The sequence below is a fragment of the Paraburkholderia bengalensis genome, assembly GCF_037126505.1.
Classification (GTDB): Bacteria; Pseudomonadota; Gammaproteobacteria; order Burkholderiales; family Burkholderiaceae; genus Paraburkholderia; species Paraburkholderia bengalensis.
Genome location: NZ_JACFYJ010000061.1, coordinates 1 through 13,354 on the forward strand (window position 1 = coordinate 1; position 13,354 = coordinate 13,354).

The 13,354-nt window shown below is 63.8% G+C and carries 12 protein-coding genes, 1 tRNA gene and 1 pseudogene; 2 read left to right on the forward strand and 12 right to left on the reverse strand.

All coding sequences use genetic code 11. The features are described 5' to 3' along the window. From H3V53_RS28385 to H3V53_RS28420, 8 genes and pseudogenes are all read right to left on the reverse strand, one after another. Positions 1–263 (reverse strand): annotated as a pseudogene (locus H3V53_RS28385) (glycine zipper family protein); the annotation flags it as partial. A gap of 239 nt (positions 264–502) precedes the next feature. Further along, positions 503–889 carry a response regulator gene (locus tag H3V53_RS28390; protein ID WP_054916812.1) on the reverse strand — a complete coding sequence of 129 codons (387 nt, stop codon included), beginning with the start codon at positions 887–889 and terminating at the stop codon, positions 503–505. A gap of 61 nt (positions 890–950) precedes the next feature. Beyond that, a complete protein-coding gene (locus H3V53_RS28395) occupies positions 951–1,673 on the reverse strand; it encodes a response regulator transcription factor (RefSeq protein ID WP_336600753.1) in 723 nt (240 codons plus the stop codon). Next, positions 1,670–3,010: a two-component system sensor histidine kinase NtrB gene (locus tag H3V53_RS28400; RefSeq protein ID WP_336600754.1), complete on the reverse strand. Its 1,341-nt coding sequence runs from the start codon at positions 3,008–3,010 to the stop codon at positions 1,670–1,672. The genes H3V53_RS28395 and H3V53_RS28400 overlap by 4 nt, the downstream gene beginning before the upstream one ends. Before the next feature lie 487 nt (positions 3,011–3,497). Next, positions 3,498–3,746 carry a hypothetical protein gene (locus H3V53_RS28405; protein WP_336600755.1) on the reverse strand — a complete coding sequence of 83 codons (249 nt, stop codon included), beginning with the start codon at positions 3,744–3,746 and terminating at the stop codon, positions 3,498–3,500. A gap of 320 nt (positions 3,747–4,066) precedes the next feature. Continuing rightward, positions 4,067–4,157 (reverse strand) — tRNA-Ser (locus H3V53_RS28410). 159 nt (positions 4,158–4,316) lie between these two features. Next, the gene (gene serS, locus H3V53_RS28415) at positions 4,317–5,615 is read right to left on the reverse strand and encodes a serine--tRNA ligase (RefSeq protein ID WP_336600756.1); all 1,299 of its coding nucleotides are present in this window, start codon (positions 5,613–5,615) and stop codon (positions 4,317–4,319) included. A 94-nt stretch (positions 5,616–5,709) separates the two neighbouring features. Then, the gene (locus H3V53_RS28420; protein WP_336600757.1) at positions 5,710–7,020 is read right to left on the reverse strand and encodes a replication-associated recombination protein A; all 1,311 of its coding nucleotides are present in this window, start codon (positions 7,018–7,020) and stop codon (positions 5,710–5,712) included. 279 nt (positions 7,021–7,299) lie between these two features. Between H3V53_RS28420 and cytX the strand changes: the two genes are divergently transcribed. Next, the gene (gene cytX, locus H3V53_RS28425) at positions 7,300–8,616 is read left to right on the forward strand and encodes a putative hydroxymethylpyrimidine transporter CytX (protein WP_336600758.1); all 1,317 of its coding nucleotides are present in this window, start codon (positions 7,300–7,302) and stop codon (positions 8,614–8,616) included. Between the two features lie 13 nt (positions 8,617–8,629). Here the strand turns inward: cytX and H3V53_RS28430 are convergent, their stop codons facing one another. The 3 genes from H3V53_RS28430 to speB form a co-directional block, all read right to left on the reverse strand. Continuing rightward, positions 8,630–9,250 (reverse strand): glycosyltransferase family 9 protein, encoded by a 621-nt coding sequence (locus H3V53_RS28430; protein WP_336600759.1) that lies wholly within the window; start codon positions 9,248–9,250, stop codon positions 8,630–8,632. A 106-nt stretch (positions 9,251–9,356) separates the two neighbouring features. After that, the gene (locus tag H3V53_RS28435) at positions 9,357–10,259 is read right to left on the reverse strand and encodes a tetratricopeptide repeat protein (protein ID WP_336600760.1); all 903 of its coding nucleotides are present in this window, start codon (positions 10,257–10,259) and stop codon (positions 9,357–9,359) included. Positions 10,260–10,559: 300 nt separating this feature from the next. Next, positions 10,560–11,552 (reverse strand): agmatinase, encoded by a 993-nt coding sequence (gene speB, locus H3V53_RS28440; RefSeq protein WP_336600761.1) that lies wholly within the window; start codon positions 11,550–11,552, stop codon positions 10,560–10,562. A gap of 162 nt (positions 11,553–11,714) precedes the next feature. Here speB and H3V53_RS28445 point away from each other — a divergent pair, with 162 nt between their 5' ends. After that, positions 11,715–12,629, forward strand: a complete 915-nt coding sequence (locus H3V53_RS28445) for a LysR family transcriptional regulator (RefSeq protein ID WP_336600762.1) — start codon at positions 11,715–11,717, stop codon at positions 12,627–12,629. Positions 12,630–12,637: 8 nt separating this feature from the next. Here the strand turns inward: H3V53_RS28445 and lolA are convergent, their stop codons facing one another. After that, positions 12,638–13,333, reverse strand: coding sequence for an outer membrane lipoprotein chaperone LolA (gene lolA / locus H3V53_RS28450; protein WP_336600763.1), 696 nt, complete (start codon positions 13,331–13,333; stop codon positions 12,638–12,640). Positions 13,334–13,354 lie beyond the last annotated feature (21 nt).

The window sequence follows — 13,354 nt, forward strand, 5'->3', positions numbered from 1 at the left end:
CCCGCCGCCGCGCCGCCCGCCGCGCCGCGCACACGCTGCCCCGACGGCGCGGGCTGTGACTGCTGGTTCGCGGCATTCTGCGCGAGGACGGCGGGATTGACGCCCGTGTTCTGCGTGGCCCAGCTCTCGCATTGCGACATGTCGCTCGACTGCTTTTGCTGGCTCTGGCCTTTGGCTGGATAGAAGATCGCCTGCTGCGCCGTCGCCGCATGGGCGAGCAGCAGCGCGGCAAGCATCGACGTATGTCGTATCGTTCGTTTCATGATGAATCTCAGGTTGGTGCGAATGCGTACGTCAATCGCGTTGCGCGCAACGCGCGGCGAACGTATCGGGATGCGCCAGCCGCGCTGGCCGATCCGCTGCAATAAAGTGTGGAATCCGGGCAGGTCGAAGACAATTGGACCTTGGTCCAATAGCCGAACCCGCGGGCGTGGTCTCGCGCGGCGACCGCGCGCACGCGTGCGCTCGCGCTCGCGGATATCGGCGCGGATGAGTGACGCCGTCATAGCGGCGCAGCGATGCCGAGCACGGCACACACTGTCCGGAGAAACAGCACGTCGTTGAAGGGCTTGCGCAGATAGGCGCGCGCACCCGCGGCGAGCGCGCTTTCGCGCACGCCCGCATCGTCATGGGCCGTGATGAAGACGACGGGCACGCCGCTAGCGGCAAGGCGGCGCTGCACCTCGATGCCGTTGGAGCCGGGCATCTGCACGTCGAGAATCACGCAGTCGGGATGATAGGTAGGCGTGGCCGACAGCACGTCGAGAAACTCGTCGCCGCTCGTGTAGGTATCGGCTGCGATCCCGGCGGAGCGCAACAGACGCCTGATCGCCCTGCCCACCGACGCATCGTCGTCGACCACGACGACGAATGGTTTGTCTGTGCCCATCTGTTTAGCCTATTGAGCCGCCTCACCCGCGCGAACGATGCGCGGGCGTCTCTGCAATAGACTATGTAACTGCGGGCGCCCGTGGTATTGGACCTTGGTCCCGTATGAGACCGCTGGCGGACCCGGGCGCGTCGGGCACACGGCGCGAGCGCGCACTGTCGGGCGCATGCGTGCCGCTTGCGGTGGCCAGCTTGTCGGCGATGCGCACCAGCTCCGCGAGCGAACCCGCTTCCATCTTCTGCATCACGCGCGCGCGGTGCGCCTTGACGGTCTTCTCGACGGTGCCGAGCTCGGACGCCACCTGCTTGTTCAGCAGGCCGAGCACGATCAGATCCATCACCTCGCGCTCGCGCGCCGTCAGCCGGACCACGCGACTCTGCAGCTCTTGCAGTTCGCGCATCGACTTCGACACGACGGCGGAATGCGCGAGCGCCTGATCGATGGCGCGCAGCAGATCGTCGTCGCAAACGGGCTTGGTGAGGAAGTCGGTCGCGCCCGCCTTGATCGCGCCGACGGTCATCGCAATGTCGCCGTGTCCCGTCAGAAAGACGATGGGCAATCGCGTATCGACCTCGCGCTGCAATTCCAGTCCGCTCAGGTCGGGAAGCTGCACGTCGAGCACGACGCAGGCGGGCACGCGTTCGATACGCGCATGTTCGAGAAACTCGCGTGCCGAACCATACGCTTCGACTTCATAACCCGCCGATCTGACAAGACGCGTGAGCGCGCGGCGCACGGACGCGTCGTCGTCGACGACATAGACGAGCGCGGCGGCCGCGTTCATGACGCCACCTGCACAGCGGCAGCACCGCCCGCATCGCGCGATGCGGGCAGCGCGACGCAAAACGTCATGCCCCGGTCGGGATTGTTCTCAGCCCACAGGCGCCCGCCGTGCAATTGCACGATCGATCGGCTGATCGACAGGCCGAGCCCCAGACCTTGAGGCTTCGAAGTGACGAACGGCTTGAAGATGCACTCGAGCTTGTCGGCGGTGAGACCCGGCCCCCGGTCGCGGACTGCGATGCGCACCGCCGTCCCGTCATGCTCGGGTTGCGCAAAGAGCGCCACCACGCGATCGGACGCGGCGCATTCGCTGACGGCATCGAATGCGTTGAGCAGCAGATTCAGCAGCACCTGTTGCAGTTGCACCTTGTCGCCGCGCACGGCCGGCAAGCCATCGTCGATCACGTGCGACACGTGGATGCCGCGCGCCACGGCGTCGCCATGCACGAGCAACGCGACGTCGCGCAGCAGCCCGCGCACATCCAGACTCGCCAGTTGCTGCTGCTCCTCCTTTTTCACGAACGCGCGCATCCGGCGTATCACTTCGCTTGCGCGTCCGCTATCGGCGACGATGTCCTTCAGGATGTCGCGCACTTCGGCCAGATCGATCGACTCGTGATCCATGAAACGTTGCGCGGCCTGGCCGTTGCTGAGTATCGCCGTCAGCGGCTGATTCAGTTCGTGCGCGAGCGACGCTGCGAGTTCGCCCATCGTCGAGACGCGCGTCAGATGCGCCAGTTCGCGCCGATTGCGTTCGAGTTCGAACCGTTCCGTCACGTCGGTGATGAACGCGACAGTCGCGCTGCGTCCTTCATGACAGATCGCGCTTGTGGCGATCTCGACGGGAAATTCGCTGCCGTCGCGGCGTCGCGCGCGCAGATTGCAGGTCCGCGCGGCATGCGGACGGGTCGCGTGCAGCGAACCGCCCGCGCGGCCATGCTGCGAGAGCGTCGGCGCGATCAGGCCGACACAGGCGCCGTTGAGCGCGCCGCGCCCGTAGTCGAAGATGCGTTCCGCCTGCGCGTTGGCAAGAACGATCGCGCCATGTTCGTCGAACACCACGGACGCAACGGGCAGACTTTCGATGACGTCGGCGAGGCCGGACATCGCATAGGACTGTTTTCGGATGACATGGGAAAAGCCGAATACGCGGTACACGGAACCGAGGAGGCGTGCAGCCGCGCTCGACGCGCGCTGAAGCAGCGGCTCATCTGACATGTGGTTGCGTACAGGTGCGAAGGCTCCCGCCCGATGCGGGGCGACACGGCGCACGTGCAGCGTCCACCAGACAACGATTGCAGCCACCGCGACCGTCAAAGCAGAAATAGCGATGTGCATGGCTTACCGTTTTCCTCAAGACGTTCGCATACGGATTGCCACGGCGACGGCACGAGATGCGATCCCCCGATGCCTGGGCCTTCATGCATCGACTACATCGAGCCGTGACAACGTCTTGTACTGATGCACTCGTTAGCTAACGAGGTCAATGACCCACGGTAAAAAAATGAACAACCGAACTGCCGCTAGCCAAATCTTCATAGGGACTGCGAATAGCGGGCTATCAAAGCCACGTCGCGTTCTGGTGAACAATTACGGGTGACTTTTACTCATCCGATGCTGTACCGGCGGAAAAAAGTGCAACTTCATCCTAGGCAGAAAGCGAGGCTTAGTAAAGTGAAGAGAGGCTGTATCCGAGGCGCGCGCCATGTATTGAGGAAGCATTCTCTTAATCGCGCGATTCGTGCGCAGCCCGAAACGATTCAACGGATTATTAACCGTCGCGGGCCACGAAGTTTCAGCAGATGTGGAAGGGAGGCAGCGGGGATCATGCGAAATCGGACGGGCCCGGATCGGGGACGCCCGGCGGCGGGTCATCGTCGCCCAAGGGCTCGGGTTCGTCCGACGGTTGCGCCGATGCTTCGTCGTCTGTCTTCGGCTTTTCGGGCAATGGCTGGTCGAGGCCGGGCTCGGTAGGCGTCGGTATCGCGTCGCCGATTGGCTTGTTCAGCTCGGTCGGCGGAATTTCGGCCGGGTCCTCGGGCAGCGTATTTTCCTCGCGATTGGGGCTCGTCATCGTTGACTCCAATGGATTGGCAGACACATCCACTGATGCAACGACCATACCAATGGTTCTTGTGCAGGCGCATCCCATTGGCTGACGACGCCCGCGGTGTCTTTGAAACAGGCGATGTGCAATCGAACATGCACACGAAGGCGCCGCGCCAATATTTGAAGTGAAATGGCGAATGACTGGCGAGGAGCGCGAAGCCGTTGTAATTTGCGACGCCCGATCTTGCTGGCGAGAGCCGGCAGATATGCGCTCGACGCACGGCCCAAACGAAAGACGAGCGCACAAACGAAAACAGGCCCCGAAGGGCCTGTTTTGTTTGCATCTGGCGGAAAGGGTGGGATTCGAACCCACGATACGGTATAACCGTATACCGGATTTCGAGTCCGGCGCATTCGACCTCTCTGCCACCTTTCCAGATTCTTTGACTTGCCACCAAGGTGGTCTTGTCGCGTCACGCTAAGCGGGTCGTTGCTTGCGTGAGACGAAGATTATAGAACAGCCTTTTTCGAATTCCAAGTCCTTTTTCGCAGAACCTTGAAAAAGGACTTGGCGCGACGATGGCAGCGTAGACGCCTAGGCGGCCTTTGTCAGTTCGAGGCGCTCGACGCCGCCCAGATACGGACGCAGCACCGTCGGCACCGTCACCGAGCCATCCGCGTTCTGGAAATTCTCCAGTACCGCGACGAGCGTACGGCCCACCGCCAGCCCCGAACCATTGAGCGTATGCACAAGTTCAGGCTTGCCCTGCGCATTCCGATAGCGCGCCTGCATCCGGCGCGCCTGGAATGCTTCCGTGTTCGAGCAGCTCGAAATTTCTCGGTACGTGTTCTGCGCGGGCAACCACACTTCGAGGTCGTACGTCTTCGCCGCCGAGAAGCCCATGTCGCCCGTGCATAGCGTAATCACACGGTACGGCAGCTCCAGCTTCTGCAAGATCGTCTCCGCGTGCGCAACCATTTGCTCGAGCGCGTCATACGATGCCTCGGGCGCCACGACCTGCACCATTTCGACCTTGTCGAACTGGTGCTGGCGAATCATGCCACGCGTGTCGCGGCCGTACGAGCCTGCTTCCGAGCGAAAGCACGGCGAATGCGCCGTCAGCTTGATAGGCAGTTCGTTGGCATCGACGATGCTGTCGCGCACCGTGTTCGTCAGCGAAATTTCGGAAGTCGAAATCAGATACTGCGTGACCGTGTTTTCGCCGCCGCCCTTCTCGACGCGGAACATGTCGTCGGCGAACTTGGGCAGCTGGCCCGTGCCGTACAGGATTTCAGGATTGACGATGTACGGCGTATAGATTTCCGTGTAGCCGTGCTGCTGCGTGTGCGTGTCGATCATGAACTGCGCGAGCGCGCGATGCAGACGCGCGATCTGGCCGCGCAGCATCGTGAAGCGCGCGCCCGACAGCTTCGCGCCCGTCTCGAAGTCGAGGCCAAGCGGCGTGCCGACATCGACGTGATCCTTCACCTCGAAGTCGAACTGGCGCGGCGTGCCCCAGCGGCGCACTTCGACGTTGTCCGCTTCGTCGTTGCCGACGGGCACGCTCTCGTGCGGCAGGTTCGGCACGCCGAGCAGCAGATCGGACAGACGCTTCTGGATGTCTTCGAGTTGCAGAGCCGACGCCTTCATCTCGTCGCCGATGCCGCCCACCTCGGCCATCACGGCCGACGTGTCCTCGCCCCGACCTTTCATCGCGCCGATCTGCTTCGACAGACTGTTGCGCTTGGCTTGCAGCTCTTCGGTACGGGTCTGGATGGCGCGGCGTTCGGCTTCGAGCGCGGAGAACGCCGCGACGTCGAGGGTGAAGCCGCGGTCGGCGAGACGCTTCGCGACGCCGTCGATATCTTTGCGCAGCAGCTGGATGTCAAGCATGGGATGGGGCAACTGTTCGTGGTGTGAATGGGCGATTTTAGCGCACCGGCGCGTGCGGCCGGCGGCATTGTCGACTCTTGCGCGACGCGCGCCGTCAGCGCTTCTTCCCGTTCTCGCTGCGCCATTGCGCATCGAGTTCGGCAAGGCGCGAGAGCTTCTCGCCGATCTTGCCTTCGAGCCCGCGCGGCGTCGGCCGGTACCAGTGCTGCTCGCGCATGCCGTCGGGCAGATAGGTTTCGCCCGCCGCGTATGCGTCGGGTTCGTCGTGCGCGTAGCGGTACTCGTGGCCGTAGCCGAGTTCTTTCATCAGCCTGGTCGGCGCGTTTCGCAGATGGATCGGCACGGCTCGCGACTGGTCCTTGCCGACGAAGCTGCGCACCGCGTTGTACGCGTTGTAGCCCGCATTCGACTTCGGCGCGACGGCCAGGTAGATCACGGCCTGCGCGAGCGCCAGTTCGCCTTCAGGCGTGCCGAGACGCTCATAGGTTTCAGCGGCGTCGAGCGCGATGCGCGCGGCGCGCGGATCGGCAAGGCCAATGTCTTCCCACGCCATGCGCACGAGCCGCCGCGACAGATACCGCGGGTCCGCGCCGCCGTCTAGCATCCGGCAGAACCAGTACAGCGCGCCGTCGGGGTTGCTGCCGCGCACCGACTTGTGCAACGCGCTGATCTGGTCATAGAACGCGTCGCCGCCCTTGTCGAAGCGCCGCAGGTTTTCGGAGAGCGCGCTGGCAAGCAGGTCGCCGTCGATCTCTGTTTTCTTCTGCTGCGCCGCCGCGCGCGCGACGATTTCCAGGTTGTTCAGCAGCTTTCGACCGTCGCCGTCGGCCGAACCGATCAACGCGTCGCGAGCTTCGTCGGTGAAAGTCAGGCCCCCGAGTTCCTTTTGCGCGCGTTCCAGCAACTCGCGCTGCTCGTCGGTATCGAGGCTCCTGAGCACATACACGGCCGCCCGCGACAGCAATGCGCTGTTCACCTCGAAGGACGGATTTTCCGTCGTCGCGCCGACGAACACGAACAGTCCCGACTCGACATGCGGCAAGAACGCGTCCTGCTGGCTCTTGTTGAAACGATGCACTTCGTCGACGAACACCAGCGTCTGGCGGCCGTTCGCGCGATGGATCTGCGCGGTCTCGACGGCTTCGCGAATATCCTTGACGCCCGACAGCACCGCGGACAGCGCGATGAACTCGGCGTTGAACGCGTCGGCCATGAGCCGCGCGAGCGTGGTCTTGCCGACGCCGGGCGGGCCCCAGAGGATCATCGAGTGCGCCTCGCCGGATTCGAACGCGACGCGCAGCGGCTTGTTCGGGCCTAGCAGATGCTTCTGCCCGATGACTTCGTCGATGGTGCGAGGCCGCAGGCGCTCGGCGAGCGGGACATTGGCGCGGGTTTCTTCAAACATGGCGTTTTGGGGATAATCTCGGCTTTTCGGGTATAAACCGTCACGATGCAGCAGGCGATACGCGACGGCCTGGCCCAGAACGGCATGCAACCGCGCCGAACCGTCATTGGACGGCAAGCGGCGCATGCAGAGTTGTGCATTATGACAGCCGGCGCGCGGCGCGGCCTGCGGCAAACGTCATAGGCAATTTCTGATGGAACCGGCCGCAAGACGCGTACCGTGCGCGCAACCGCCGTGCGCGACCACCGCTAAGACAACGACAGACAGGAAACAGATTCGATGGCTCAAGATTTCATTGCCGGCGACGCCGGCTCGACCTACGCACCGCTCAAGCCGGTGCCGGACTCGCGCCGCGCGTTCAAGACGGGCGACGCGTTCGCGCTGTGGTTTTCGCTCGGCATCGGCCTGCTGGTCGCGCAGGCGGGCGCGCTGCTCGTGCCGGGGCTGTCGCTGCCGCATGCATTGCTGGCTATCGCGATCGGCAGCGCGATCGGCGTCGTGCTGCTCGCGCTCGCGGGCGTGATCGGCACCGACACCGGGCTCGCGGCGATGTCGTCGCTGCGCCCGACGCTCGGCGTGCGCGGCGCATCGATTCCCGCCGTGCTGAACATGATCCAGCTGGTCGGCTGGGGCGCGTTCGAGGTGATCGTGATGCGAGATTCCGCCGACGCGCTGTCGAAACAGGCCTTCGGCTTCTCGGCGCCGCTCGTCTGGACGCTGATCTTCGGCGTGCTGGCGACGCTGCTCGCGATCAGCGGCCCGCTTTCGTTCGTGCGGCGCTTTCTGCGTTCATGGGGCATCTGGCTGCTGCTCGCGGGCGCCGCGTGGCTCACTTACGCGGTCCTCGCGCAGCACGATCTGGGCGCGTTGATGCGCCGTCCGGGCAACGGAGAAATGTCGTTCGGCGGCGCGATCGACCTCGTCGTCGCGATGCCGTTGTCGTGGCTGCCGCTGATCGCCGACTACACGCGCTTCGGCCGCAAGGCGGGCGAGACGTTTCGCGGCACGATCCTCGGCTACGGCATTGCGAATCTCTGGTTCTATGCGCTCGGCGCCGTCTACGGCCTGGCGGCAGGCGGCGGCGACGCGCTGCTGACGACGGCCCTCGCGCAGGCGGGCGGCGGCCTCGCGCTGTTGCTGGTGCTGATCGATGAAATCGACAACGCGTTCGCCGACGTGCACTCGGCGGCAGTGTCGACGGGCACGTTCTGGACGCGCGCGAGCGTGCCGATGCTGTCGGCGGCGTTCGGCGCGCTGTGCACGCTGATCGCGCTCGTCGTGCCGATGGCGAAGTATCAGAACTTCCTGCTGCTGATCGGTTCGGTATTCGCGCCGCTGTTCGGCGTGGTGCTGGTCGATCACTTCATCGTGCGCAAACGCCGCATCGACGTCGGCTCGCTCGCCGACACGCAAGGCCGCTATGGCTTCTCGGGCGGCTGGCACATCAGCGCGTTCGTCGCGTGGGCGATCGGCATTGCCGCGTATCAGGCAATCAGCCAGTGGCTGCCGAATCTCGGCGCGACGCTGCCGGCGCTTGTGATCGGCGCGGTCTGCTATCTGGCGTTCGTGTCGACACGCAAGCAGGCGTACGCGTAAGCGTTTTCGCTGTTCAGACCCGCATGCGCGAGCGTGCCGGCCATGCCTCAAGCGCGCTTCTCACGCGTTCGATCACCTCTGCCCATTCGCCGGGCTGCGTCTGGCGGAACAAGCGCGTGTTCGGATACCACGGCGTGTCGTCGCGATCGTGCAGCCAGCGCCAGCACCCGTCGTAACGCGACAGCAGCCACACCGGCCGGTTCAGCGCGCCCGCCAGATGCGCGATCGACGTATCGACGCTGATCACGAGATCCAGTTGCTCGATGATCGCGGCCGTATCGGCGAAATCGTGCACATCGTGCATCGGGTCGAACGGACGCAGGTCCGGCGGCAGTGTATCGATTTGCGGTTGCGTCAGCGCGCCCTTTTGCAGGCTCACGAACGTGATGCCGGGCACCCGCAGCAACGGCAGATAGGCGCGTGCATCGAGCGAGCGGAGGCGGTCGACGGCATGGATTGCCGGCTGATCCGGGCGCGCGTCGCCCGCCCACACCAGACCGACCTTGAACTCGCCTTCGGGCAGGCGGCCCGCCACTTCGTCGCGTAGGCGGCCGGCACCCGCAGATAAGGCGTCGCGCCCGGAATGGTCGCGAGCGTCGTTCGCAGCCGATGCGGCAAGCTCATCGTCAGACAAACGTAGTCGTGCGACGCAATGGCGTGCTCGCCGTCGAGCGGAATGCACGCATCGACGCCATCGATCATTTCGAACAGGCTCCGCAACACGGGCGAGCAGGCGACGCTCAGCTTCGCGAGACCTTGCGCCCTGAGCATCGGCAGATAGCGGCAGAACTGCAGGCTGTCGCCATGTCCCTGCTCGGGCCAGACCAGCAGCGATCTGCCCACGAGCGACTCGCCGCGCCACATCGGACAATCGACCGGCGGCGGCGCGATCTTGCGCTGCGGCCAGACGGGATCGTAGCGAGTCTCAAACAGCGCCCAACCTTCTTCGAGACGTCCGAAGTAAGCAGCAGATGAGCCAGGTTGAGCTTTACCTCGAAGTAATCGGGCCGAAGCGCAAGCGTCTGTCGATACGACATTTCCGCCTCGTCGAAGCGCTTCTGCATCTTGAGCACGACACCCAAGTTGAAATGCGCCTTGACCGCGTCCGGACGCGCGGCGATTGCATGGCGGTAGGCGGCCTCGGCTTCGGACAAACGCACCTGGTCCTGGTACAGCACGCCGAGATTAAGAAAAGTATCGCTGTCGGCGGGCTGAAGACGGATGGCGTGCAGATAGGCCGCTTCGGCTTCGGCGGGACGGCCAAGCTCCGCAAAGAGCCGCCCCATGTTCACGTGAGCGCCCGCGTGGCACGGCGAAATCGCCAGCGCCTGCCGATAACACGCCTCGGCCTCCGCCAAACGGCCCTGTTCCTTGAGCGCGACGCCCAGGTTGTTGAGCGCGTCGGTGTAGTCGGGTTTGACGGCGAGTGCACGCCGCCAGTACGTTTCGGCGTCGCGTGGACGGTCGATCAACAGGCAGCATGCGGCCGCGAGGTTCAGAACGTGCACGCCAGTCGTGGGCGCATGCAGAAGCGGCGCGAGCTGCGAAAGCGCCTCATCGAAACGACCGAGACCATACTGAGATGCCGCCGTCGAATAGCGGTCGATCACCGGCTCGGGATTGCGCTGCAAATTGCCGTCCATGAGTTGACCCTGCGAGAGACGTTTAGGTGCGCCGTTGGCGCATGAGACAGGCGGGCGCGCTTTCAGATTTACCAGGAATTTGAATCGGGTGCGCGCGCCCAAACTTGTCTAGCCTACCGAGGCGCAACGGCCGTCTCTAGCTCACCATTCTTAAAAGCAACCCGGCAGGGCGAATTGCGCAGAATCCGGCAGCAGAAGGCAACAATGCCCATAACGAAGGTTATGGGCATTGTCTGAACGGCCTTGCGAGCCGTCTGCACTGATGCGGCGTTATCTGCCCGCCGCACTTAAGAAGACTTTTTACCGCGTCGCGGGCCGATACCCGACGCCCGGCAGCACGCACAGCAATTCGAACGCGAGATTGGCGGCGAGCAGTGCTGTCGTGCCGAACGGATCGTACGGCGGCGCGACTTCCACCAGATCGCAGCCGACGATGTTCAGCCCGCGCGCGCCGCGAATGATTTCGAGCGCCTGCGGCACCGTCAGCCCCGCGATCTCCGGCGTGCCCGTGCCCGGCGCGAAAGCGGGATCGATGCCATCGATATCGAACGTGATGTAGACGGGACCATCGCCCATCTGCTCGCTCACGCGTGACATCAACGGCACCAACGACTGGTTCCAGCACGACTCGGCCTGCACGACCTGGAAGCCCTGATCGCGGCACCAGTCGAAATCCTCCGCGGCGTAGCCCGTGCCGCGCAGGCCGATCTGCACGACGCGCTCGCAGTCCAGCAAGCCCTCTTCGACCGCGCGGCGGAACGGCGTGCCGTGCGCGATCTTCTCGCCCATCATCGTGTCGTTGACGTCAGCGTGCGCATCGACGTGAATCAGGCCGACCTTGCCGTGCTTGCGATGAATCGCGCGCAAAATCGGCAGCGCGATCGTGTGGTCGCCGCCCAGCGTGATCGGTTTCGCGCCGTGCAACAAGATTTCGTCGTAAGCGCGCTCAATCCGGCCGATCGAATCCAGGAGGTTATAAGGATTGATCGCAACATCGCCGATATCCGCGACCCGCAGCCAATCGAACGGCGCGGCGCGTGTCGCCATGTTGTAGGGACGCAGCAGCACCGATTCGGCGCGGATCTGGCGTGGGCCGAAGCGCGCGCCCGTGCGGTTCGACGTACCCAGATCGAACGGCACGCCGACGAAGCACGCGTCCAGACCTTGCGCCGAGCCCACGTTCGGCAGACGCATCATGGTGGCAATCCCGCCCGAGCGCGGCATCGCGTTGCCCGACAACGGCTGCGGCCGCTCCGTCAGGTCTGGAGAGACGAAATTCGGGGAAGTATTCATCGTGGTCAGCCAATGAAAAGGCACAACATCTTGGAAAGCTTCGAATCCAGCCGTCGCAAGGCGCGCGACGCCGGGGCATTGCTTATTTTTGTGCAGTTCCGGCGAAGATAAAATGCCGACGGAATAAACTTCACATCGATCGACACCGATGTATCCTGCCGCATGTTCTCCCAACTCACCGACCTAGACCTGCGCCTGATTCGCGTGTTCCTCGCCATTGTGGACGCGGGTGGGGTTTCGCCTGCTCAGGCTACACTGAATGTCGGCCAGTCGACCATCAGCACGCAGCTATCGACGCTCGAGACGCGTCTGGGCTATCGCCTGTGCGAGCGCGGCCGCAGCGGCTTTAGCCTGACCGCGCGAGGCGAGCAGTTCGTCGAAGCAGCGCGCGCCCTCCTTTCCGCCGTCGACGCGTTCGGCGTGCAGGCACGAAACGTCGGACGAAAGCTGGTCGGCACGCTCGGAATCGGCATGATTGGCCATACGCCCGTGTCGGAAAGCGCGCGAATCAGCGATGCGATCGCGCGTTTTCGCGCCCGCGACGAATCCGTGCGCTTTTCGATTCTGGTGCGCTCCCCAGGGGAACTCGAAGAATTGCTGCTGAGCGGACGCATTCAGATCGGCATTGGATATTTCTGGCACCGCGTGCCGTCGCTTGAGTACACGGAGATTTTTTCAGAGGAACAGTTCGCGTACTGCGCGAAGGGGCATCCGCTGTTTGCCCATGCGGGCAACGTGTCGCCGGCGGAAGCAGCGCAGCACGAATGGGCGTGGCGCAGCTATCCGCTGCCCGAAGCCGAAGCGTCGTCAACGCCGAGCAACGTGACGGCCGTCGCCGACAACATGGAAGCCGTCGCGATGCTGGTGCTGTCGGGCCATCACCTCGGCTATCTGCCGGGGCACTTCGCCGCGCCGTACGTGAAGGAGGGTTTGCTCGCCGCGCTGAACCCGCAGCAGATGGGCTACCGCGTCGCGTTTCATATGGTGACGCGCACGCGGCAGCATCGGACGGAAATCGTCGAGGCGTTTGTCAACGACATGAAGACCGCGCATCCATCGCCCGACCTTCATGTTTGAGACGGCGTTCAGCCGTTGATCACGTCGGCACCCTTGGGCGCCGTGAACTTGAACGTGTCGGCGGGCAGCGACGGATTCTTCTGGATGTTCGAGAATTTCAGCAGCGTCACGTTGCCGAACACGTCGTGCAGTTCCATTGCTTCGAGGTTGCCGTCGCGAAACCCGATGCCGACGCGTTGAAATTGCGTGTCCTTGGACTTCGGAATCAGTTCTAGCCAGTCGATGCCCGCCTTCACGCCCGCGTCCTTCAGCGTGAAGTTCTTGTCGAGGTCGTTGCTGCCGAACAGGATTGCCGCCGGGCTCGCGCCGAGCGCGTTGCCGAGCTTGCGCACGGTCACCTGGTTCAGATCCTTGTCATAGACGTACAGCTTGTCGCCGTCGGCTTGCAGCAACTGCGCGTACGGTTTCTCGTACGACCAGATGAACTTGCCCGGACGCGCGAACCTGAACGTGCCGCTCGACACTTTGTTCTGCGTCGCGTTCTGCGTCGACAGCACGCCGCTCGCCTGTTGCTGCGCGTTGCTTGGCGCGCGTACTTCCGTCTGCACAAACTCGCCGCGTGCCGAATGCACCTGTGAGACGAACTGCTTCAGTTGATCGGTGCCGCTTGCGAACGCATGCGACGCGACGAGCATCGATGCGCCGAAAGTCAGCGTTCGCATCAGACTGCCAAGACGGGTCTTAGACCCAACGATTTGCAGCATGTAGTTTTCTCCCTTCTCTGA